This window comes from Kitasatospora sp. NPDC058965, assembly GCF_042741245.1.
Classification (GTDB): Bacteria; Actinomycetota; Actinomycetes; order Streptomycetales; family Streptomycetaceae; genus Kitasatospora.
Window position 1 is genome coordinate 9511 of the sequence record NZ_JBHYKG010000063.1, and the last position, 23259, is coordinate 32769.

20 protein-coding genes are annotated in these 23259 nt (G+C 73.5%); 11 read left to right on the forward strand and 9 right to left on the reverse strand.

From position 1 onward, the window contains the following. Positions 1-90: 90 nt before the first annotated feature. Both ACFW1A_RS13515 and sigK read right to left on the reverse strand, forming a co-directional pair. The gene (locus tag ACFW1A_RS13515) at positions 91-414 is read right to left on the reverse strand and encodes a hypothetical protein (RefSeq protein ID WP_380408387.1); all 324 of its coding nucleotides are present in this window, start codon (positions 412-414) and stop codon (positions 91-93) included. Between the two features lie 490 nt (positions 415-904). Further along, positions 905-1462 (reverse strand): ECF RNA polymerase sigma factor SigK, encoded by a 558-nt coding sequence (gene sigK, locus ACFW1A_RS13520; protein WP_380408389.1) that lies wholly within the window; start codon positions 1460-1462, stop codon positions 905-907. A gap of 339 nt (positions 1463-1801) precedes the next feature. On the opposite strand from sigK, the gene ACFW1A_RS13525 reads away from it, so the two are divergent. Then, positions 1802-3538, forward strand: a complete 1737-nt coding sequence (locus ACFW1A_RS13525; RefSeq protein WP_380408391.1) for a carbohydrate binding domain-containing protein — start codon at positions 1802-1804, stop codon at positions 3536-3538. A 46-nt stretch (positions 3539-3584) separates the two neighbouring features. Here the strand turns inward: ACFW1A_RS13525 and ACFW1A_RS13530 are convergent, their stop codons facing one another. Then, positions 3585-5096 carry an MFS transporter gene (locus ACFW1A_RS13530; protein WP_380408393.1) on the reverse strand — a complete coding sequence of 504 codons (1512 nt, stop codon included), beginning with the start codon at positions 5094-5096 and terminating at the stop codon, positions 3585-3587. A 228-nt stretch (positions 5097-5324) separates the two neighbouring features. Between ACFW1A_RS13530 and ACFW1A_RS13535 the strand changes: the two genes are divergently transcribed. From ACFW1A_RS13535 to ACFW1A_RS13575, 9 genes are all read left to right on the forward strand, one after another. Continuing rightward, a complete protein-coding gene (locus tag ACFW1A_RS13535) occupies positions 5325-6815 on the forward strand; it encodes an APC family permease (protein WP_380408395.1) in 1491 nt (496 codons plus the stop codon). Next, the gene (locus ACFW1A_RS13540) at positions 6812-7249 is read left to right on the forward strand and encodes a hypothetical protein (RefSeq protein ID WP_380408397.1); all 438 of its coding nucleotides are present in this window, start codon (positions 6812-6814) and stop codon (positions 7247-7249) included. The genes ACFW1A_RS13535 and ACFW1A_RS13540 overlap by 4 nt, the downstream gene beginning before the upstream one ends. Then, the gene (locus ACFW1A_RS13545; protein WP_380408399.1) at positions 7242-8621 is read left to right on the forward strand and encodes a dipeptidase; all 1380 of its coding nucleotides are present in this window, start codon (positions 7242-7244) and stop codon (positions 8619-8621) included. The genes ACFW1A_RS13540 and ACFW1A_RS13545 overlap by 8 nt, the downstream gene beginning before the upstream one ends. A gap of 48 nt (positions 8622-8669) precedes the next feature. After that, the gene (locus ACFW1A_RS13550) at positions 8670-9788 is read left to right on the forward strand and encodes an aminopeptidase P family protein (protein ID WP_380408401.1); all 1119 of its coding nucleotides are present in this window, start codon (positions 8670-8672) and stop codon (positions 9786-9788) included. Positions 9789-9875: 87 nt separating this feature from the next. Then, positions 9876-10379 (forward strand): MarR family winged helix-turn-helix transcriptional regulator, encoded by a 504-nt coding sequence (locus ACFW1A_RS13555; RefSeq protein ID WP_380408403.1) that lies wholly within the window; start codon positions 9876-9878, stop codon positions 10377-10379. A gap of 124 nt (positions 10380-10503) precedes the next feature. Beyond that, a complete protein-coding gene (locus ACFW1A_RS13560) occupies positions 10504-11067 on the forward strand; it encodes an NADPH-dependent FMN reductase (protein WP_380408405.1) in 564 nt (187 codons plus the stop codon). 15 nt (positions 11068-11082) lie between these two features. Then, a complete protein-coding gene (locus ACFW1A_RS13565) occupies positions 11083-11454 on the forward strand; it encodes a nuclear transport factor 2 family protein (RefSeq protein WP_380408407.1) in 372 nt (123 codons plus the stop codon). 306 nt (positions 11455-11760) lie between these two features. Further along, positions 11761-13050 (forward strand): TULIP family P47-like protein, encoded by a 1290-nt coding sequence (locus ACFW1A_RS13570; RefSeq protein WP_380408409.1) that lies wholly within the window; start codon positions 11761-11763, stop codon positions 13048-13050. 216 nt (positions 13051-13266) lie between these two features. After that, entirely contained in the window at positions 13267-14832 is a 1566-nt protein-coding gene (locus tag ACFW1A_RS13575; protein WP_380408411.1) for a TULIP family P47-like protein, read from the forward strand. A gap of 55 nt (positions 14833-14887) precedes the next feature. Here ACFW1A_RS13575 and ACFW1A_RS13580 read toward each other — a convergent pair whose 3' ends face one another. The 6 genes from ACFW1A_RS13580 to ACFW1A_RS13605 form a co-directional block, all read right to left on the reverse strand. Next, a complete protein-coding gene (locus tag ACFW1A_RS13580) occupies positions 14888-15577 on the reverse strand; it encodes an aspartate/glutamate racemase family protein (protein WP_380408413.1) in 690 nt (229 codons plus the stop codon). A gap of 43 nt (positions 15578-15620) precedes the next feature. Continuing rightward, on the reverse strand, positions 15621-17447 hold the full coding sequence (locus ACFW1A_RS13585) for a SpoIIE family protein phosphatase (protein WP_380408415.1): 1827 nt from the start codon (positions 17445-17447) through the stop codon (positions 15621-15623). A 187-nt stretch (positions 17448-17634) separates the two neighbouring features. Next, positions 17635-18459: a GntR family transcriptional regulator gene (locus ACFW1A_RS13590; protein WP_380408417.1), complete on the reverse strand. Its 825-nt coding sequence runs from the start codon at positions 18457-18459 to the stop codon at positions 17635-17637. Between the two features lie 107 nt (positions 18460-18566). After that, positions 18567-19358, reverse strand: coding sequence for a sulfite exporter TauE/SafE family protein (locus ACFW1A_RS13595; RefSeq protein ID WP_380408419.1), 792 nt, complete (start codon positions 19356-19358; stop codon positions 18567-18569). Further along, positions 19355-20779 (reverse strand): rhodanese-like domain-containing protein, encoded by a 1425-nt coding sequence (locus ACFW1A_RS13600; protein ID WP_380408421.1) that lies wholly within the window; start codon positions 20777-20779, stop codon positions 19355-19357. The genes ACFW1A_RS13595 and ACFW1A_RS13600 overlap by 4 nt, the downstream gene beginning before the upstream one ends. Before the next feature lie 53 nt (positions 20780-20832). Then, positions 20833-22071, reverse strand: a complete 1239-nt coding sequence (locus ACFW1A_RS13605; protein WP_380408423.1) for an FAD-dependent oxidoreductase — start codon at positions 22069-22071, stop codon at positions 20833-20835. Positions 22072-22306: 235 nt separating this feature from the next. Between ACFW1A_RS13605 and ACFW1A_RS13610 the strand changes: the two genes are divergently transcribed. After that, the gene (locus ACFW1A_RS13610) at positions 22307-23152 is read left to right on the forward strand and encodes an alpha/beta hydrolase fold domain-containing protein (protein WP_380408425.1); all 846 of its coding nucleotides are present in this window, start codon (positions 22307-22309) and stop codon (positions 23150-23152) included. The last annotated feature ends 107 nt before the right edge of the window (positions 23153-23259 follow it).

Below are 23259 nucleotides of genomic sequence, written 5' to 3' on the forward strand. Positions count from 1 at the left end.
GCGTTGCGATCGGTCGGGTGTTGTTCAGGAACGTGTCGGGGTTGCGGACCTCGACCTGGAATCGGATCTAGTTACTGGCGTCCGGGCGGCTCAGCCGAGGGCGCGGACCAGGGCGGCGGCCAGCTTCGGGTCCTGGACGCGGTGGTGGCGCTCGCCGCTGAACAGGTCGAGGTGGCCGGTCCGGGCGTCGCGGACGTGGATGATCATCGGCTCGGCGTGCTCGGGCGCCGCTGCACCGTCCTGGTCCCCGGCGTCCGCCGGAGCGGGGTCGGCGGGGTCGGCGCCGGCCGAGCCGGCGCCTGCGGCCAGGCTCACGGCGAGCCCGGCGGCGCCGACGGCCGCGGCCCGGCGGATCAGGAGCCGACGGGACAGGCCGTCGGACGGTGTGTCAGCTGCGGGGGTGTCCGGGGACATGGATTCTCCCTCGAATCGGTGGACTGGATGAACGGGCCGCCGGCTCGGCCTGGGCTGCCGTGCGCAGAAGTGGAGGGCCCCGCCGTGAACGTGTGCGGACGGGGCGGACGACTGAAGGCGACGGCCATGGCCACAGGCCCTGTCAGGCGGTCATCCGGAAGTGAAATGGTCTCGGAATACCCCCGTCAAGGCGACACGCAATCGTGGGCGAACCGCTGCCACCCGGCCGGCGTAAGCAGGCAGCCGGCCATGGCCGCGATGCTCAGCCAGGCGGGTGAAAGCCGGAGTTGGGCCCGTCACGGACCCATCCGACGGGCTCCGGCGTCCGAAGATGATGACGACGGGATTCCGCTGCGCCCGCCGCGACGCAAATCCATTGGGATGCGCGCGCGGCGGGCCGACGGCTGTGCGCCGAAAGGGAGGGTGCGAAAAAGGGAGTTCGCTACCGAACCATGTGCGAATTGCGTGCGGGAACTGTCTCGCGCCGCTCTCAATCGCCTTCCTCCAGGCAACTGCGCAGGCGCAGCAGCCCGTCCCGCACGCGCGACTTCGCGGTGCCGAGCGGCAGGTTCAGGCGCTCGGCGACCTCCTGGTAGGAGCAGCCGTGGTAGTACGCCAGGACGACGGCCTGCCGCTGGCGGTCGGTCAGCGCCTGCAGGCAGCAGCGGACCTGCTCGTGCCGCAGCCGGTCCTCGACCTGCTCGCTGACGTCGTCGAAGGCCGGTCCGTGCTCCAGCAGACCGGCCCGCAGGTCGCGTTCGGCCGCGGCGCGCACGGTGCGGACCCGGTCCACGGCGCGCCGGTGGGCCACGGTGGCCAGCCAGGCCATGCCGGTGCCCCGGGCGGGTTGGAACCGGTGGGCCTTGTCCCAGATCTCCAGCAGCACCTCCTGGACGACCTCCTCGGTCTGCCCGCGGTCCCGCACGACCCGCCCCACGATCAGGAACAGGCTGCGGCTGACCGCGTCGTGGAGCAGGTCGAAGGCGTGCTCGTCGCCGCTGCCGACGCGGATGATCAACTGCTCGACCGTGGCGTCCGGTTGCGGCATCGTGCTCCCGTCCCGTGCCGGAGCCCGCGGTGCGCGGGCGCTTCCGTGATGCCTTCGGTGCGACCGGGGAGAGGGCTTGCCCGGACGGCGGGGGATCACCCGCACGGGTGGTGCGGCGTCACCGGCCGTGTCCGCACGGGGGGCTGACGGGGCGTCCCGGCGATGGTCCGACCCTCGCCCTACCCTCGCAATTGGTCCAGACCTATTGACTGGGTTTGCCGCCGCTCCTACGATCCGGTCCGGCACATCCCCACATGTCCCCCCACCTCACCCAAGCCGGGCGTGACGCCCCCCACGCGTCGGCCATGCCCCTGACGCCCGGCGGGAAGGGAGCACAGCATGTTCCGTCGGAGGTCGCGCACGCCGCGCCCGTCGGGCGAGTTCCGCCCCGGTCCGGACCCCGTCCGCCTCGAACGCGCGTCGCAGCCGCACCGGGCCGTCGGTGCCCGGCCCGGATCGAGCGTCCTGACCCGCTCCCTCGCCGGGGTGAGCGCCGCCGTCGTGATCGGCGCCGGCCTCGCCGTGGCCAACTCCGTCTCCGCCGGGGCGGCCACCACCAACCTGGTGGCCAACCCCGGGTTCGAGAGCGGGCTCGCCAACTGGACCTGTACCGGCGGCTCCGGTGCGGTCGTCGGCAGCCCGGTCCACTCCGGCACCGGCGCGCTCAAGGGCACGCCGTCCGGCCAGGACGACGCCCAGTGCACCCAGACCATCAGCGTGCAGCCCAACTCCCAGTACACGCTGAGCGCGTACGTCCAGGGCAGCTACGTCTACCTGGGCGCCACCGGCACCGGCGCGGGCAGCGACCCGTCCACCTGGACGCCGGGCAACGCGTCGTACGGCCAGCTCAGCGTCGGCTTCACCACCGGGGCGAGCACCACCTCGGTCACCGTCTACCTGCACGGCTGGTACGGGCAGCCCGCGTACTACGCGGACGACGTCTCGCTGGTCGGCCCCGGCGGCACCAGCCCCACGCCGACCACCGCGCCGCCCACGACGCAGCCGCCGACCACGGCCCCGCCGACCACCGCGCCGCCCACCACGCAGCCGCCCACCACGGCCCCGCCGACCACCGCCCCGCCCACCAGCGCCTCGCCGACCACCACGCCGCCGGGCGGCACCACCTGCGCCACGAAGCCGCGGCCGGCGGGCAAGGTGCTGCAGGGCTACTGGGAGAACTGGGACGGCGCCGCCAACGGCGTCCACCCCGGTCTGGGCTGGATCCCGATCACCGACAGCCGGATCGCCGCCAACGGCTACAACGTCATCAACGCGGCCTTCCCGGTGATCCTCTCGGACGGCACCGTCGAGTGGCAGGACGGCATGGACACCGGCGTCAAGGTGGCCACCCCCGCCGAGATGTGCCAGGCGAAGGCGGCCGGGGCGACCATCCTGATGTCGATCGGCGGCGCCGCCGCGGGCATCGACCTGAGCTCCAGCACCGTCGCCGACCGGTTCGTGGCGACCGTGGTCCCGATCCTCAAGCAGTACAACTTCGACGGCATCGACATCGACATCGAGACCGGCCTGTCCGGCAGCGGCAGCATCGGCACGCTCTCCGCCTCCCAGGCCAACCTGGAGCGGATCATCGACGGCGTGCTCTCCCAGATGCCCGCGGGCTTCGGCCTGACCATGGCGCCCGAGACGGCGTACGTCACCGGCGGCAGCGTCACCTACGGCTCGATCTGGGGCGCCTACCTGCCGATCATCAAGAAGTACGCCGACAACGGTCAGCTGTGGTGGCTGAACATGCAGTACTACAACGGCAGCATGTACGGCTGCTCCGGCGACTCCTACCAGGCCGGCACCGTGCAGGGCTTCACCGTGCAGACCACCTGCCTGAACAACGGCCTGACCATCCAGGGCACCACCATCAAGGTGCCCTACGACAAGCAGGTGCCCGGCCTGCCGGCCCAGTCCGGCGCGGGCGGCGGCTACATGGACCCGGGTTCGGTCGGCCAGGGCTGGAACGCCTTCAGCGGCGCCCTCAAGGGCCTGATGACCTGGTCGATCAACTGGGACGGCTCGAAGGGCTGGTCCTTCGGCGACAACGTGAAGTCCCTGCAGGGGCGTTGACGTCCTGACGAGGTCCCGGTGACGTCCGACGGACGTCACCGGGACCTCACCGCGCGGCGGTGCCGTCCGCCGCCCCCGCGGCCGGGCCGGTCGGCACGGTGTGCGAGCCGGCCGCCGCGTAGTGGGCGGCCGTGGGCGGGGCGGGCGGGTGGAACCGGCCGACCAGCAGCGCCAGCGCGATGCCGAAGGCGCAGAACAGCGCGAGCCCGAGGGCGGACCGGGAGAACCCGCTCGCCAGTGCGTCCGCCGTGGACCCGCCGGCGGCGTGGTGCAGGCGGACGGCGTTGAAGACCGCCGCGGTCACGGCGGTGAGCACCGCCGCGCCGACGTAGCGGCCCATGTTGGAGATCCCGGAGGCCGCGCCCACCTGCTCGTCCGTCACGCAGGCGGTGGCCACCGACGAGGCGGGACCGTTCGCCAGGCCCAGGCCGACCGCGAGGACGACCATCGGGACGGCGAAGGCCGCGTAGGTCCAGGACGCCTGGACGAAGGCGAGGGCGACGAACGCCGCGGTCGCGACCCCGAAGCCGCCGGCGATCACCGTCCGGGCGCCGAGCCGGTCGACCAGCGGCGTGATCAGCGGAGCGGTGACGACGATGCCCGCCGCCGCGGGCAGCGTGGCGAGCCCCGCTTCGAGCGGGGTCATGCCCAGGCCGTCGGGGTTCTGGAAGTACAGGCTGCAGATGTACATGATCGCGTTGATGCAGCCGGCCACCACCAGGATGGCCACGGTCGACCCGACCAGGAAGGTGTTGCGCAGCAGCGCCAGGTCGATCAGCGGAGCGCGCACCCGCTTCTCCACCACGACGAACCCGACCACCGACACCACCGAGACCGCCAGGCAGACCAGGGTCGGCGCGCTGAGCCAGCCCCAGTCCGAGCCCTCGGTCACCGCGAAGACGAGCGGGACCAGCACCGCGGCCACCAGCCCCGTCCCGGCGAGGTCGACGGAGCGCGGCCGGGACGGGTCGCGGGACTCCCGGACGGTGCGCAGGGTCAGCGGCACGCAGGCGGCGGCGATGCCCGCGTCGATCCAGAACAGTCCCTGCCAGCCGGTCACGTCGACGAGCACGCCGCCGAGCAGCGGGCCGGCCGCCGCGCCCGCGGCCGAGGCCGCGCCCCAGAGCGAGACCGAGCGCATCTGCGCCTCGCCGGACGACCCCGCCGACAGCAGGCTGAGCCCGCAGGCCAGGATCGTCGACCCCGCTGCGCCCTGGACCGCGCGCCCGGCGATCACCAGGCCGCCGCCGTTCGCCAGGGCGATCAGCACGCAGGACGCCACGAAGAGCAGCAGGCCGCCGACGAAGATCCGGCGCCGCCCGAAGATGTCGCCCAGCGCCCCGGAGGTGACGATGACGGCCGCCCCGACCAGCGAGTACCCGGTCACCGCCCACTGCAGGGTGGCCAGCGAGGTGCCGGTGTCCGCGCTGATCGCGGGGAGAAGGATGCTGACGGCGGAGGTGTTCGCGTTCACCACGAAGGCGGAGACGCAGGTGGCCGCCAGTACTCCGGTGGCCGCCCGCGCGGGCGGCGCGGCGGAATCGGCGTCGGTTCCCATGCTCGCTCCACCCGTCCCCTCGACACCCGGCTGCTGCCATCGTGCGGAGCGCCCCGGCGCCCTGCCACGCCAGCTCGTCCGTTCGAGTGGCGGCGCGACCCGACGGGGAGCGACCTGACCCGGTGTCACCTCGAACGGCCCAGTCCGGCGGGCGGCCCGCCCGAAAGCCGCCGCACGATCGGGGGTGCGGGACATGACGCACCGACAGGTCGGTCGAGGAGGCTGCTCTTGAGTACCGTGGACGTACCGGGCGACGATGCAGGGCGGTCGGAGGGGGCGCGGGCGGTCAGCGCGGCGCGGGCCGGCGCCGGATCGAACAAGATCACCTGGTTGACGCTGGCGCTGATGACGACGAGTTCGGTCGCGAGCCTGCGGGCCTCGCCGACCATGGCGGTCTACGGGCTCGCCTGCGTCTTCCTCTACCTGCTGCCGGCGATCGTCTTCCTGCTGCCCACCGCCCTGGTCTCGGCGGAGCTCGCCTCCGGGTGGAGCGGCGGGGTCTACAACTGGGTGGCCCAGGGGCTGTCGAAGCCGCTGGGCTTCCTCGCCGTCTGGTGCCAGTTCGCCATGACGATCTTCTACTACCCGAGCCTGCTCGCCTACGTCGCGAGCACCATCGCCTACGTGATCAATCCGAACCTGGCCAGCAACGGCGTCTACACCGCCATCGTCATCGTGGTCGTCTACTGGACCGGGGTCTGGGTCTCCTCCCGCGGCACCAACGCGGTGGCCGGGCTGGCCTCCTGGGGGCTGATCATCGGCACACTGATCCCCGGCGCGCTGCTGGTGATCCTCGGCATGGTCTTCCTCGGGCAGGGCAACGCGTCCGCCGCGCCGATGACCGCCTCGCACATCCTCCCCGAGTGGACCGGCGTGGCCAGCCTGGTGCTGATCGTCAACAACTTCCTCAGCTACTCCGGCATGGAGATGAACGCGGTCCACGTCAACAAGCTGCGCAACCCGGCCAAGGAGTTCCCCAAGTCGATGTTCCTGGCGATGGGCCTGGTGCTGCTGATCTTCATCCTGCCGGCCCTGGCGATCAGCTGGGTCATCCCCTCGGACCAGCTCAGCCTGACCGCCGGCGTCATGCAGGCGTTCGACGCGTTCTTCCAGTACTTCCACATCGGCTGGCTGGTGCCGATCGTGGCGGTCGGCCTGTGCGCCGCCTCGGTCGGCGGCATGCTCACCTGGCTGGCCGGGCCGTCCAAGGGCCTGCTGCTGATCTCGCGTCAGGAGGGCTACCTACCGCCGTTCCTGCAGCAGCTGAACGCCAAGGGCGTCCAGCAGAACATCCTGGTCACCCAGGGCCTGATCACCACGGGCATCGCCCTGCTGTACGCACTCATCCCCGACGTGTCCAGCGTGTACTGGATCTTCTCGGTGATCACCACCCAGGTGTACCTGATCGTCTACCTGCTGATGTTCGTGGCCGCGATCCAGCTGCGCCGCAAGCAGCCCGACCACCCGCGCGGCTACCGCGCGCCGCTGCTGACCACCCTGTGCGTGGTCGGGCTGGTGGCATCGGCGCTGGCCATGGCGATCGGCTTCGTCCCGTCCTCGCAGTTCGGCGGCGGCAGCGCCTGGTCCTACATCGGGATCGTCGGCGGCGGGCTGCTGCTGCTGGGATTCGTGATCCCGTTCGCGTTCCTGAAGGCCCGCAAGCCCAGCTGGCGGCAGCCGGAGCCCGGCACCGGCACGCCGGGGGAGGAGATGGCATGAGCCCCACCCGGATGGCGTCCGAGCACCGCTGGATCTACATCGGCTCGATCGTGCTGCTGGTCGGCCTGGTGATCGGCGCACTGCTGACCTACACCCAGCAGAAGGCCACCAACGAGGCCCACGCCAAGGCCCAGAAGCTGAACGACGCCCTGGTGGCCCAGGGCTTCCCCGCGCTGAACACCCACAACATCGCCCTGGTGCTGGGCACCGACGGAGGTGTCGTCTGCACGGACCCCAACTCGGCGCTGAAGCAGGGCCTGTGGCGGATCCAGCTGGCCAGCGGCGCGGGCGGGCCCGGGATGCGGCCGATCATCGCGGACGGCCGGATCCTGGAGGCGGGCGCCGAAGTGATCAAGGTGTACTGCCCGGACCAGCTGGCGGGCTACCAGGAGCAGCTCAACACCCTCAAGACCTCGGACGTGGTGAATGACTGAGCAGACCGCGGGGCCGGACCGGCCCGCCGACCTCGCCGCCCGGGTGGCCGCGCTGATGCCGCGCGCCAAGGCCGACCTCGCCGAACTGGTGGCGATGCCGTCCGTCGCCGACGCCCGGCAGTTCCCGCCCGAGCACTGCCGGCGCACCGCCCAGTGGGTGGCCGACGCGTTCACCGACGCGGGCCTGCTGGACGTCCACCTGGCCGAGACCCCGGACGGCAGCAGCGCCGTCATCGGCCACCGGCCCGCACCGCCCGGCGCGCCGACCGTGCTGCTCTACAGCCACTACGACGTGCAGCCCCCGCTGGACGACGCTGCCTGGCAGTCGCCGCCGTTCGAACTGACCGAGCGCGACGGCCGCTGGTACGGGCGGGGCGCGGCCGACTGCAAGGGCAACATCGTCATGCACCTCACCGCGCTGCGGGCGCTCGGCGACGACCTGCCGGTCGGCCTCAAGCTCGTGGTGGAGGGCTCGGAGGAGCAGGGCACCGGTGGCCTGGAGGCCTACGTCCCCGACCACGCGGACGAGTTGCGCGCCGACGCGCTGCTGGTCTGCGACACCGGCAACGCCGCGGTGGGCGTCCCGACCGCGACGACGGTGCTGCGCGGCCTGGCCAACGTCGTGGTGACCGTCGACACGCTGGCCGGCGACATGCACTCGGGCATGTTCGGCGGCCCGGCCCCCGACGCGCTGGCCGCCCTGATCCGGATCCTCGACTCGCTGCGCGACGCCGACGGCGGCACCCGGATCCAGGGCCTGGAGAACGACGGCAGCTGGCCGGACCTCGGCTACGACGAGCAGCAGTTCCGCGCGGACGCGGGCGTGCTGGACGGCGTCGCCCTGCTCGGTTCCGGCACCGTCGCCGACCGGCTCTGGGCCCGCCCCGCGGTCACCGTGCTCGGCATCGACTGCCCGCCGGTGGTCGGCTCGGCCGCGGCCGTCCCCGCCCGGGCCCGGGCCCGGGTCAGCCTGCGGGTGCCGCCGGGCACGGACCCCCGCGCGGCGGCCGCGGCGCTCTCCGCCCACCTGGAGGCGGCGGCCCCCTGGGGCGCACGGGTGGCGGTGGCGCCGGAGTCCACCGGTTCGCCGTTCCGCGCCGCCACCGACGGACCGGCGTACGGCGCGCTCGACCGCGCGATGCGGGACGCCTACGGCAAGCCGGTCTCCTACCTCGGCCAGGGCGGCTCGATCCCGCTGTGCAACGTGCTCGCCTCGACCTTCCCCGACGCCGAGCTGATCCTGATGGGCGTGGAGGAGCCGCGCTGCCTCATCCACGCGCCCAACGAGAGCGTGGACCCCACCGAGATCGAGCGGATGGCCCTGGTGGAGGCACTGTTCCTGCACAACTATGCTCAGGTCGCCCGCAGCTGACCCGGCGTCGGACCCGGCACCGGACCGTCCGAAGGAGAGCCGCCACCCATGCCGAACCCCTTCACCGTCCAGGACTTCGCCGCCCGGCTGGCCCGTGCCACCGAGGCGGCGGCGCGGGCCGGGCTGTCCGGGCTGCTCGTCACCCCCGGGCCCGACCTGGTCTACCTGACCGGGTACCAGCCGGTCGCCATCACCGAGCGGCTCACCGCGCTGGTGCTCGCCCCGGACCGGCCGCCGACCATGATCGTGCCGAAGCTGGAGCGCCCGGACGCCGAGGGCGCCGCCGGCGCGGGCGCGCTGACGCTGACCGACTGGGTCGACGGCGAGGACCCCTACGCGGCCGCCGTGCCGCTGCTCGATCCGCAGGGCCGGTACGCCGTCTCCGACGCCGCCTGGGCCATGCACCTGCTCGGCCTGCAGGAGGCCCTGCCGGCCACCGCCTACGTCCCGGTCACCCGCGCGCTCCCCATGCTGCGCGCCGTCAAGGACGCCGACGAGCTCGAACGGCTCGCCGCCGCGGGCGCCGCCGCCGACCAGGCGTACCACCGGATCCTCCAGGTGCCCTTCGCCGGCCGGCGGGAGAACGAGGTGGCGGCGGACCTGGCCGCGCTGCTGACCGAGTTCGGCCACAGCCAGGTCGACTTCACCGTGGTCGGCTCCGGCCCCAACGGGGCGAACCCGCACCACGAGGCGGACGACCGGGTGATCCGGGCCGGCGACACCGTGGTGCTGGACTTCGGCGGCCTGAAGCACGGCTACGGCTCGGACACCACCCGCACCGTCCACGTCGGGGCCGACGTCCCCGAGGAGGTACGCACCGTCCACGAGGTGGTGCGCCGGGCCCAGCAGGCCGCCTTCGAGGCCGTCCGGCCGGGCGTGGCCTGCCAGGAGATCGACCGGGTCGCCCGCGCCGTGATCACCGAGGCCGGCTACGGCGAGTACTTCATCCACCGCACCGGCCACGGCATCGGCGTCACCACGCACGAACCGCCGTACATGGTCGAGGGGGAGGAGCAGCCGCTGGTGCCCGGGATGTGCTTCTCCATCGAACCCGGCATCTACCTGCCCGGACGGTTCGGCGTGCGGATCGAGGACATCGTCACCGTCACCGAGACCGGCGGCTGGCGGTTCAACAGCACCCCGCACGACCTGGCCGTCGTCCACTGACGGTCGGACATTCAAGTGACCGCGGGTGCCGCGGCGGCTCGGTAAGGCCCCGTGTCACCCGCGGTGCGCCGCTGATACGCTCGTGGTGTGACCCTCCACGACGAGGCGTCCGCGGCCGCGCCGGACGAGCACGCGGACCTCTGGCTGACCCCCGACGAGCTGTCCTCCTGGCTGTCGGTGGTCCGGCTGATGACCCGGCTCCCGTGGGCCGTCGACGCGCAGCTGCAGCGCGACGCGGACCTCAGCATGGTGGAGTACATGACCCTCGCGATGCTGTCCGAGGCGCCGGACCGGGCGCTGCGGATGAGCACCCTGGCCGAGCACACCAGCACCTCGCTGTCGCGCCTTTCGCACCTGGTCAAGCGGATGGAGAGCCGCGGCTACGTCCGGCGCGAGCCGGACCCGGCCGACGGGCGGTTCACCCGCGCGATCCTGCTGCCCGCCGGCCTGCAGAAGCTGGCGGCCGCCGCCCCCGCGCACGTGGCCCACGTCCGTCGCCTGGTCGTGGACAACCTCTCCGGCGAGCGGCTGCGCCGGCTCGGGCAGGACGCCGAGCGGATCCTGCAGCGGATCGACTCGCCCGCCCGCTGATCCGGCGCCGGGTCCCGGCTGGTCGGGGAACAAGCGGCTGCGCTGCGCTGCTGTCACTTGATGCTTCAAGTCGGCAGGACTACGGTTTGACTTGAAGCATCAAGTAATCGAGGGAGTGAGCACCATGTCCACCCTCAAGATCGCCGTGATCCTGGGCAGCACCCGCCCGGGCCGCCGGGGCAAGCCGGTCGCCGACTGGATCGTCGACCGCGCGGGCGCGCGGACCGGGGCCGAGTACGAGCTGGTCGACCTGGCGGACTGGCCACTGCCGTTCATGGACGAGCCGCTGCCGCCGTCGATGGGCCAGTACCAGGGCGAGCACACCCGGGCCTGGGCCGCCAAGGTCGCCGAGTTCGACGGCTACGTCTTCGTTACCCCCGAGTACAACCACTCCGTCCCCGGCGTGCTGAAGAACGCGCTCGACTTCGCCTACGCGGAGTGGAACAACAAGGCCGCCGCCTTCGCCGCCTACGGCGCGGCCGGCGGCGTCCGGGCCGTCGAGCACCTGCGCGCCGTCGCCAGCGAGCTCCAACTGGCCCACGTCCGCCAGCAGCTGTCCTTCTCGCTCTTCACCGACTTCGAGAACTACACGCTCTTCAAGCCCGGCGCGCACCACGACGCCGCGGTGACGGAGCTGTTCGACGAGGTCGAGGCCTGGGCGAGGGCGATGAAGACACTGCGCGACTGAACGGAAGGAACAGCCATGACCAGCACCGTCGCCGACCTGATGCGCCGCAACCTGCTCGACGTCTTCAACGAACCGGACCCCGGGCGCCGCGCCGCCGCCATCGCCGAGACCTACGCCGAGGACGTCGTCTGGCACGAGCCCGACCGGGTGGTCCGGGGCCGCGAGGCGCTCGCGCAGCGCGCCGCCGAACTGCGGGCGCAGTCCCCGGACTGGGTCTTCCGGCCGGACGGCCTGGTCTCGGTCGGCGACGACCTGGGGCACCTCGGCTTCCGGTACGGTCCGGCCGGCCGACCGCCGGTCGTGACCGGGATGGACATCGCGCACTGCAGGGACGGCGTGATCGTCGAGCTGTACACCCTCGTCACCGAGGTGGCCGGACCGGCGTAGGCCCCCGCATTCACCCGGGCCGGCACGGGGGCCGATTTCCGCCGCTCCCGCACCACGGAAAGCACTGTGGACCAGGAAAGCCGGCGCGGACCGGGAAAGGCATTCGGGACCATGCATGACCCGCCGCCCCAGGAATGTCCGAGAGCGCCGGTGGCGCCGGTCCGGGCGGCGGGAATGCGCCGGAGGCGCCGGTGATTCTCATCGTCCGCGACTGTGCCGGGGATTGACAGGTTTCTCGCGGCGCGGAAGGGTACTGGGCGAGCCGCCGGGCCGGGCCCGGGAATTCACTCACCGCTGGGGGGCGGCGTGAACATCTTCGGTTGGGATACCGTCTGTGCGCTGACCATCGAAACGGCGAATTCCGCGCTCAAGCGCTCCGCCGGACACCTCGTCACCGAATTCAAATACACCGGGCATTCCTTTTCCACGGATTTCGACCTACACGGCGTGTTCGGCGCCTGGCAGATCGTGCCGGGGGGTTCGGGGAGCCTGCTGCGGCTCGCGCTGCCGTTCGCGACGGGCGCCGTGGTGCCGGCCGGGGCGGCCGGGGTCGACCTGTCCGGCTGCACCGCCGTGCTGGACATCGCGCTCGAACTGCTGCCCGCGCCGGGCGGCGGCGCCACCCACCTGGTCTTCGCGCTGCACGGCGCGCAGGAGCAGGGCGCCGCCGCCCGACCCGGCACCGTCACCCCGGTCCACCTCGACGGGCCCGCCGAGCTGTTGGGCCGGCTCGGCGCGATCGGCCAGGGGCTGGTGCTCAACGGGGTGGCCGCGGCCCTGGCCGCCCACGCCGATCAGGTCTCCTTCGTGTTCGCCTCGCTCGACCCGATCGGCGCGGCGGCGGACGCCTGGCTCGCGCCGGTCCGCTCGGCCTTCCTCTACCTGGAGACCGGGGGCGGCCGCGGCTGGCTCACCGTGCTGAGCACCACCACCGACCGCGACACCGGCCGGCTCCAGCACACGGTCGACCCGGAGCTGCTCGCGGCCGGTCCGCAGCTGGCCCTGGCCGTCTCGCCGGAGCTGTTCCTGCGGAACCTGATCGCACCGGGGCTGCCCCAGGTGTTCGGCGGCAGCGCCGACCCCGGCTGCTTCGGCCTCGATCCGAACGGCCCCGCGATCACCGCGGCGCACGCCTTCTCGGTGCGGTCCGTCAAGGAGGGCGCGATCTGGTACACGCCGCGGGTGACGCAGCTGCGGATCGGCGTGGTCGGCGGCGCGCTGGCGGTGTCGATCAGCGGCGACTGCGACCTCAAGGCCGGCATCACGATGAGCTGGTGGAGCACCAGCCAGCACACCGTCCGCTTCGATCCGGCCGGGCAGCGGCTGGTCGTCGACGGCGACCCGAACGCCCGCTCCGGGCACTCCGCCTCGATCCCCTGGTGGTTCTGGGGCGGCGGTCTGATCGTCGAGGGGATCACCCAGGCCGTGGTGGCGGTGATCGCGGAGGACCTCGGCTCCGCCCTGGACAGCAGGATGGGCTCGGTCGGCCTGGGCGCGCTGCCCGCGCGCAGCGTCCACTGGCTCGACTCCGCCGGCTCGGCGGTGACTACGGCCCACCTGAACGGCGCGCTCGTGCTGGGCGGCACGCTCTCCTGAGCCCGTCCCCCGCGCGCGGGCGAACCCCCTTGTGAAACGTCGGCCCCGCCGACTCCTGACGTCCCGCCACGGCGGTGCCGCACGGCCCGGCCGCCATGCCGGCGCGCCCACCGCGCCCACCGCGCTCGCGGTTCCGACCGGCGGACCGGTCACCGGCCCGTCCGCCCGGCAGTCCCATCCCACCCATCGGGTGCCAGCCACCCGGCGAGGAGCGACATGTCCGTCCACAAGCAGCACTTCCTGCCGCACATCGACGAGGACAAGGTCCACCGGATCGAGGTCGAGCACATCAAGGCGGCCGCCGAGCGGAGCGGCCCGGCGCACCGCACGGTGCTCGGCAGCACCATGGTGGCGGCCACCGCCGCCGCCTCGATCCCGTACAACACCAACGGCTGGGACACCGTCTACGTCATCCCGCTGCCGGACGTGAACCGCGCCATCGCGGACAAGAAGACCTCGCCGACCAGTTGGACCGCGGACCTGCCCGCCTCGCTCTTCTCGCCGGCGATCCACGGCGCCGGCGGGTTCGGCACCTGGGCGCTGGCGACCGGCGGCTCGGGCTCGATCGTCCGGATGCACATCCCGTTCACCGCGACGGTCACGGCCGGCACCACCGCCATCACCGTCACCGGCGGCACCGCCTACGTCGAGGTCAAGCTGGTCTACATCCCGCAGCCGCCCGCCGCGGACGGCACCAAGCCGAACAACCTCAAGGTGCGCACCAGCGGCGGCTCGCCGGACGACCCGGTGGTCACCGTCTCCTCGGTCGCCTACACCACGCCGGCCCACGACGCCTCCCTCGACAACGTGCTGGAGCAGCTGCTGGCGCAGTGGTTCAACGCCAACCTGCAGCAGTTCCAGCACGTGTTCGCCACCGTCAACCTGGGCGAGGAGGAGGCCGCGGGCGACTTCGCCTGGCTCAGCCCGACCGAGACGGACTACGCCTACATCGACAACGCCGACATCACCAAGGCGCTGCTGGGCGTGCTCTGCATGACCGAGAACCGCAGCTCGGAGGGGGCGGTCCAGGAGATCGCCGCCGGCGCGGTCCCGGCCGGCGCGCGGGCCAGCTTCAACCTGTCGCTGGAGCGGTTCATGGCGAAGATGGTGCTGCCCAGCCTCCCGGCGGAGTTCCCGCACGCGGCCGCCGGCATCTTCCAGCTGGGCAACAACGACACCCAGATCGCCTCGACCACCGGCTTCACCCTGGACCCGGTCAACGTGGCGGGCGTCAACTACACGCCCAACGTGACCACGTACACGATGAACCTCGACGGCGCGACGATGCAGACCTACCTCTACATCCACACGCCCATCTCGCCCGGCATCGACGCCTACTGCGAGATCACCTACTACAACACGATGGCGCTGGCCACCAAGGCGGACGGCACCCAGTCGCTGACCTGGATCCAGAGCAGGCCGACCGACGAGAAGACCTGGTACACGGTGGCCTCCTGGATCACCATCACCGAGGCCGTCGCCGACGTCATCCTGGCCGTGATCGGCGCGGTGGTCGGCAACATCGTCACCGCGGTCGAGCGGCTGATCGCCCGCGTGCTGGTCGCGCTGCTGGTCGGCGGCGTCGTCTCGGCGGTGGCGGCGGTGCTGGAGAAGGTGCCCGAGTGGATCGCGGGCAGCGTGCCCGACGCGATCCCGACGGTGAACGCGCTGGTGGGCGGGGCGACCAAGCCGACGACGTGGGCGGACTCCACCGACTTCAAGATCACCGAGGTGGTGCTCAACGGCGGCCTGCAGCTGGGCGGCAACCCGTTCGGCAGCTGACGGCCGGTCAGCCGGTGCACCAGCGGGGCGGACCCGCCGCCCCGCCCGCACCGGATCAGGCCAGCGCGCGGGCGACCGCGGCCTCGGCGTGCAGGCGGGCGGTCGCGAAGAGCGGCACGGGGCTGTCCTCCGGCCGCACCAGCAGCTCGATCTCGGTGCAGCCGAGCACCACCCCCTGCGCACCGCCCGCCACCAGCTCGGCGATGACCCGCCGGTACTCCCGCCGGGCCTCCTCGGTGACGACGCCCAGGCACAGCTCCTGGTAGATCACCCGGTGCACCAGCGCCCGGTCCGCCGGCCCGGGCACGTCGACGGTCAGGCCGTGCGAGGCCAGCCGGTCCCGGTAGAAGGACTGCTCCATCGTGAAGGCCGTCCCGAGCAGCCCGACCCGGTGCAGTCCGGCCGCCCGGACGGCGTCGGCGGTGGTGTCGGCGAGGTGCAGCAGCGGGACCGACACCGCCCCGGTGATCGCGTCCGCCACCTTGTGCATGGTGTTGGTGCACAGCACCAGGAAGTCCGCCCCGGCCGCCTCCAGCGCGCGGGCCGCCGCCGCCAGCAGGTCGCCGGCCTCGGCCCAGCGGCCGGCCGCCTGCAACCGCTCGACCTCGGCGAAGTCGACCGAGTACACCACGCACCGGGCCGAGTGCAGCCCGCCCAGCCGTTCCCGCACCTCCTCGTTGAGCACCCGGTAGTACTCCGCCGTCGACTCCCAACTCATCCCGCCCAGCAGGCCGATCGTCTTCATGCGGCCCACCCTACGGGCAGCGCCCGCGGGTGCCGCGGCGCGGTCAGGGCAGTTTCTGCTCGGTCCAGATCACCTTGCCGTGCTCGGTGTACCGCGTCCCCCAGCGCTGGGCGATCTGGCCCACCAGGAAGAGGCCGCGCCCGCCCTCGTCGGTGCTGGCGGCCAGCCGCATCCGCGGCGAGGTGCCGCTGCCGTCGGCGACCTGGCAGATCAGGGTGCGGCCGTACTGCAGCCGCACGCCGATCGGGCCCGCGGCGTGCCGGATGGCGTTGGTGACCAGCTCGCTGAGGATGAGTTCGGTGCCCAGCACCAGGTCGTCCAGGCCCCAACGGCGCAACTGGGCGGTGGCGGCGGCCCGGGAGGCGGAGACCGCCGCCGGGTCCTGCGGGACGTTCCACTCCGCGATCCGGTCCATCGGCACCGCCCGGGTGCGGGCCACCAGCAGCGCGACGTCGTCGGTCGGGCTGGTCGCCAGCATCGCGTCCAGCACGCCTTGGCAGGTCTGCTCCGGGGAGCGCCCGGGGTGCGCGAGGGCGGCGCGCAACCGGTCCAGGCCGACGTCGATGTCCTTGGTCCGCGACTCCACCAGCCCGTCGGTGTAGAGGACCAGCTGACTGCCCTCCGGGATGTCGAGCTCGACCGTGGTGAACGGCAGCCCGCGCAGGCCCAGCGGCGGCCCGGCCGGGGTGTCCGGGATGTCCACCGTGCCGTCCGGGTACACCAGGACGGCCGGCAGGTGCCCGGCGCGGGCGAGCTGGCAGCGGCAGGAGACCGGGTCGTAGATCGCGTAGAGGCAGGTGGCGCCGATGATCGCCTCCGCCCGGTCGCCGGCCGCCTCCTCCTCGTCGATCCGGCTGACCACCTCGTCCAGGTGGGTGAGCAGTTCGTCCGGCGGCAGGTCGAGCATCGCGAGGTTGTGCACGGCGGTGCGCAGTCGCCCCATGGTGGCGGCGGCGTGCAGGCCGTGGCCGACCACGTCGCCGACCACCAGCGCGACCCGGCCGCCGGACAGCGGGATGACGTCGAACCAGTCGCCGCCGACCCCGGAGTGCGCCGGGAGGTAGCGGTGGGCCGCTTCCACGGCGTCCTGCGCCGGCAGGCCGCTCGGCAGCATGCTCTGCTGCAGCGTCACCGCGAGCGGGTGGCCGCCGGTGATGGCGGCCGCGAGCTGCTCCTGGCTGGTGTACCTGGCCTCGAACAGGCCGTTGTTGCGGCCCAGCCGCAGCACCGCGATGTGGTCGGCGACGGCCTGCACGTCGTCCAGGTTGTGGCTGATCACGATCACGGCGTGGTCCTGGTCGCGCAGCTCGCGGATCAGGTCGAGCACGTGCGCCGACTGCTCCAGGGCGAGGGCGGCGGTCGGCTCGTCGAGGATCACCAGCTGGGGCCGGCCGATCAGCGCCCGGGCGATGGCCACGGACTGGCGCTGTCCGCCGGACAGCGCCTTCACCGGGATCCGCACGCTGGGCAGCCGGATCGAGAGCCGCTCCAGCAGGGCGAGGGACCGCTTCTCCATCTCGATCTCGCGCAGCACCCCGAACCGGCGCAGCTCGTGGCCGAGGAACAGGTTGGCGACCACGTCCAGCCGGTCGCAGAGCGACAGGTCCTGGTGCACGGTGGCGATGCCGAGCCGCTGCGCGTCGACCGGCCGGCGCAGCTCCATCGGGACGCCCTGCCACTCGATCAACCCCGCATCCGGCGGCGTGACCCCGGAGATGGCCTTGATCAGCGTGGTCTTGCCGGCCCCGTTGTCACCGACCAGCCCGAGCACCTGTCCGCGGTCCACCCGCAGGTCGACCGCGTCCAGGGCCCGCACGGTTCCGTAGTCCTTGGAGATCCCCCGCAGGGACAACAGCGGAACCCGGGGCACCCGGCCACCTCCACACTCTCGACGATCCGTCAGGCGGCAGCCGGACCCGCCACCTCACGGTGGGGTACCGGATGCGGACCCGCGGCTCGGGCTTTCCACCCTGGCCCGGACGGCGCGCCCGACGAAGCCGACACACGGGCGGCTGACCCGTCTGGCGGTGCAGTTGCCGCAGTAGGGGACCGGTGGGTCAGGGCGTCCGGACCGGCGCGCCCAACTGGTACTCGTGGCGGGAGAACGCGGCGGCGACGGCGAAGCGGTCGCCGCGGACCAGGGTCTGGCGCCACTCCACCGGGCGGCCGTCGGTGTCGTGGCCCAGCCGGTCGATCGCGAACAGGGCGGTGCCGGCGGGGCAGTCGAGCAGGATCCGCTCGCCGCGACCGGGCACCACCGCCCGGATCCGCTCCCAGCCGCCGCCGATCCGGCTGCCGCAGTGGCGTTCGAGCTCGCCGTAGAGCGAGGTGCGGGCGAAGTCGACCTCCAGCAGCGGGCGGGCCAGGTCGGCCGGCAGCCAGGCGCGGTCGACGGCGAGCGGCTCCTCGTCGGCCAGGCGCAGGCGTTCGAGGTGCAGCAGCGGCGTCGACTCCTCCAGCCCCAGCCGGGCGGCGACCACGCCGTCGGCCCGCAGGTCCAGAGCCCGCACCACGCTGCGCTGAACGGCGCCGACCTCCTCCACGGAGCGGAACAGGCTGAACGGCTCGCCGAGCGGCTGCTCCAGCGGGCGGCTCGCGGTGAACCGGGAGGCCCGACCGCGGTGCGCGGTGACCAGCCCCTCCTCGCGCAGCTGCCGGAGCGCCTCGCGGACGGTGTGCCGGCTGACCCGGTACTCGGCGACCAGCTCGTGCTCGCCCGGGAACACGTCCTGGAACTCGCCCGCGTCGAGCCGGCGCAGCAGGTCGGCCCGGAGCTGCGCCCAGAGCGGATTGCCGGGCGAGCGGGTGAGGGGCCGGGCGCCGGGGCGGGTGGTCACGGCGCCCTCCTCGGGGTCACGGGTCGGCTGCACGGTGCGGGACACGCACAGCATGTTCGTCCCTCCGGCACGACAGCACAAACCCGGCCCCAGCAGTCCCGCGCGCGCCGCCCGGCCGGGGGCGAGCCCGTGCGGCGCGCGGTGGCGGACCGTCAGACCAGGACGTCGGCCAGCATGGCGGCCGCCACCGTGAGCAGCACGACGGCGAAGGCCCGTTGCAGCGCGGCGCCGGAGAGCCTGGCGGCCAGCCGCTTGCCGTCCCAGGCGCCGAGGACCGCGGCGCCCACGAAGGGGCCGAAGACCGCGAGGTCGAGCGAGGCGCCGGCCACCGAGAGGCGGGTGGTGAGGGAGACCACCGAGTTGATCAGGATGACCACCAGGCTGGTGCCGACGGCGTTGCGCATCGGCAGCCGGAGCACGGACACCAGGGCGGGCACCACGAGGAAGCCGCCGCCCACGCCCAGCAGTCCGGTGACCGTGCCGAGGCCGGCCCCGACGGCGGCGGTCCGCAGGTGGCCGTGGTCACCGGCGGCAGCCGGCGCGCCGTCGCCCGCGCCCTCGTCGGCGGTGGCGCGCCGCGCCGCGCGGGTCGCGCGCAGCAGCGCGGCCGCGGCGGCCGCGGCCAGGACGGCGAACCCGGCGGTCAGCACCTGCTGCGGGATGCGGTGGGCGAGCACCGAGGCGCCGATCGCGGGCAGCACCCCGGCGGCCGCGAAGAGCGCGCCGGTGCGCCAGCGGACCGAGCCGGTGCCGGCGTGGCGGACGAGGGCGGTGACGGAGGTGGCGGTGACGATGGCCAGGCTGGTGGTCCCGGCATCGGCGGGTCTGACGCCCAGCAGGTACACCAGCGCCGGGACCGCGAGCACGCCCCCGCCGCCGCCGAGCGCGCCGAGGGCCGTGCCGACCACCGCTCCGCAGAGCAGGGCGAGGATCAGGACGCTCACTCCGGGACGCCGTCCGGCTCCGGCTCGGTGAGGCGGGCGACCTCGCCGTGCCAGGCGGCGAAACCACCGCGCAGGTCGACGGTGTCGAACCCGCGGGCGCGCAGCACGGACGCGGCCACCGAGGAGCGGTTGCCGCCCGCGCACAGCACGACCACGGGCTGACCGGCCGCCAGCTCGGGTATCCGGGAAAGGAGTTCGGGCAGCGGGACGAGGCGGGCCCCCGGGACGGTGCCGAGCTCGCGGACCTCGCCGCGGCCGCGCACGTCCAGCAGGACGAAGTCCCGCCCGGTGTCGGCGAGTCGGTCGGCGAGCTCGGCGGCCCCCAGGCGTTCGACGCCGGCCAGCTGCGCGGCGCCGAGCGACTCGACGGGCCCGGCCAGCGCGCCCAGGACGCGGTCGAAACCGATCCGGGCCAGGCGGTTGCGGACCTCGCGCGCCGAGTCGGGGTCGCCGCACAGGACGATGTCCTGCCGGGCGTCCAGCACCTGGCCGGCCAGCTCGGCGAACCGGCCGCCGAGCGGGATGTTGACGGCGGCCGGCAGGTGGGCGGCGGCGAACGCGTCGGGGTCGCGGGTGTCCAGCACGGTGGCGCCGGCCGCCCGGGCCGCGCGGAACGCGTCCGGGGCGAGCGACGGGACGGGGGTGTCCTCGTCGAGCACCGCGCGGTCCTGGCGGTTGCGCGCCGAGGTGAACGCGAAGTAGGCCGGCGCGGCGAGTTGGCCGTCGGTCACGGCCGCGACGAACTCCTCCTCGGTCAGGTCGGCCAGCGCGTAGTTGGTGCGGCGCTGCTCGCCGATCGTCGAGCTCAGCTCGGTCGACAGGCTCTTGCCGCAGGACGAACCCGCGCCGTGCGCCGGGTAGACGCGGGTGGCGTCGGGGAGGGTGAGCAGGGTGCGGGTGGAGCGGTACAGGGCGCGCGCCATCTCCGCGGCGGACCGGCCCGCGGCGGCGACCAGGTCCGGCCGGCCGACGTCGCCGATGAACAGCGTGTCGCCGGTGAGCACGCCGTACGGAACGGCGTCACCCGCCCGCTCGCGGACGACCAGGCAGATCGACTCCGGGGTGTGGCCCGGGGTGTGCAGGACCTCCAGCTCGACCGCGCCGAGGTCGATCCGGGCGCCGTCCGGCAGCGGGTCGGTGTCGAAGTCGACCGCGCCGGCGGACCCGTAGGAGATCCGGGCGCCGGTGCGCTCGGCCAGCTCCAGGTGGCCGGAGAGGAAGTCCGCGTGCACGTGGGTCTCGACGACCCGCTCGACGGTCAGGCCGTGCCGCTCGGCGGCGGCGAGGTACTCGTTGACGTCGCGCTGGGGATCGACCACGACGGCCCGGCCGGTGGTGCGGTCGCCGACGAGGTACGAGGCGTGCGAGAGGCAGTCGAGGTAGAACTGCACGAAGACCAGCGGTCCGGCCTGCTCGGCCATGGGGAAGCTCCGTAGATGAGGGTGCGGGGCGGGGGAGGGGGTGCCGGGGCCGGTCAGGCGAGCCCGCGGAGCATCAGGTTCCAGTAGAGGAACGGGAGACCGTGCCGCTTGAGGTACCACATGTCGGTGCGCTCGCGGACGGTGTCGATCAGCGGGATCGACGGTGCCGGGCGCCCGCTGTAGTCGAACTCGGCGAGCAGCATCTTGCGGCGGGCCGTGGTCAGCGGGCAGGACGAGTAGCCGTCGTACCGGGCGGTCGGCGGGCGGCCGTCGACCGCGGCGAGCAGGTTCTCGACCACCACCGGCGCCTGCTTGCGCACGGCGGCGCCGGTCTTGGCGTTGGGCGAGGAACCGGCGTCGCCCAACGCCCAGACGTCCGGGTACCGGACGTGCTGCATCGTGTGCCGGTCGATCTCCACCCAGCCGGCCGGGTCGTCGGCGCCGGCCAGCGGGCTGCGCTTGATCCAGTCCGGCGCGCTCTGCGGCGGCACCAGGTGGGCCAGGTCGTAGGGCAGGGCGGTGGTGCCGCCGGTGGCGAGGTCGGTGACGACGACCTCGCGGGCCGCGGCCCGCACCTCGGTGACCTCGCTGCCGTAGTGGACGGTGATGCCGTACCGGCGCACCACCCCGTCGAGCACCCGGGCGAACTCCGGGACGCCGAAGAGGGTGGCCCCGGGGATCACCAGGTGGATGTCGACGCGGCCGAGGACGCCCTGCTCGCGCCAGTGGTCGGCGGCCAGGTAGGCGATCTTCTGCGGTGCGCCGCCGCACTTGACGGCGCCGGTCGGCATGCTGAACACCGCGGTGCCGGACCGGGTCCCCCGGATCAGGCGCCAGGTCGCGGGGGCGGTGTGCGGCAGGTAGTTGCTGCACAGGCCGTCCGCGCCGAGCCCGGCCGCGGACAGGCCCGGTACGCGCTCCCAGTCCAACTGGATCCCGGGGCAGACCACGAGCTGGTCATAGCCGACGGTGCCGCCGTCGTCCAGGGTCACCTGCCGGCTCTCGGGGTCGACCGCCCGGGCGGACCGGCGGATCCAGTGCGTGCCCTTCGGCAGCACGGACGCCTGCGGCCGGACGCTCTGCGCCAGCGGGGCCCGGCCGCCGCCGACCAGGGTCCAGAGCGGCTGGTAGTAGTGCCGGCCGCTCGGCTCGACGACGGCGACGTCTCGCTGGCCGGCCCGCCGGAGCCGGGCCGCGACCGAGATCCCCGCCGAGCCCCCGCCGATGATCACGATCCGATGGTGCTGCCTGGCGGCCAAGGGTGCCTCCCACTGGATCAAATGTACGGACATTAAAACTAGGCATGCAGCGGCCCGATCGGCAAGCTCGCCGAGTGAGGTGGCTGGAATTGTCCGGACATTAGGAGGGTCGTTGCCGCGGTGACGGAGCGCGTCGGCGCCGGACGACGCAGGGTGGGCCGATGGCACCGGCCGAGCGAAATCCAGACTTTGCAGCCTGGTGTTCGTCTCTTGCGTCAGATGGCGCGGCGATCTACGTTCAACTGAAACGATCGAAGGGACGAACACTGTGTCAGACCAGATCAGCACGCCCTGCGGCGGCGCGGCGGCGCACACCGTGCACCCGGGGCTCACCTTCGCCGAGGTCCGGGGGTTCCGGCCGCTGCTGCTCGACCTGCACCTGCCGGCTCCGCCGCCCGACGGACGCCCGGTACCGGTGGTGGTCTGGATCCACGGCGGTGCGTTCTGGGAGGGCGACCGCCGCTACCTGCCCGGGACCCTGCCGGCCGGCTCCGTCTTCCGGGCGCTGACCGACGCGGGCCTCGCGGTGGCCACCATCGACTACCGGCTCTCCGGCGAGGCCTGCTTCCCGGCCCCGCTGGAGGACGTGCGGGCCGCGCTGGACTTCCTGCGCAGCAAGGGGGAGCAGTGGCAGCTGGACACCGAGCGGATCGGCGTCTGGGGCGAGTCGGCCGGCGGCACGCTGGCGGCGCTGGCCGCCCTCGACGCGACCGCCGACGGCGGGCGGCCCGTCGCGGCCGCCGCGCTCTGGTACACGCCCACCGACTTCACGGTGCTGCCGCACGGCGACGACCCGGACGATCCGCTGTACCGGTTGCTCGGCGGCCCGTCGAGCGAGCTGGTCGAGGCGGCCCGGGCCGCCAGCCCGGTCCACCAGGTGACCGCTGCCGCACCGCCGTTCCAGATCGTGCACGGCACGGCGGACGCGGCGGTGCCGGCCGCCCAGGCCGAGCGCCTGCACGCGCGCCTGCTCGCGGCAGGCGTCGAGGCCGAGTACGTCCCGGTCGAGGGCGCCGACCACTGCTTCACCGGCCACCCGGATCCGGGCGAACTGATCGCACGGACCGTCGGGTTCCTGGCCGCCCGCCTCGGGGCCGCCGAGCCGCGCGGATGACGGCCCGGCCGTGGGGGCCCCCCCCCCCCCCCCCGGCGCGGGGCCCCGCGGAACCCCCCCCCCCGCCCCCGGGGGGCGGGCGCCCCCCCCCCCACCAACCGCCCGAA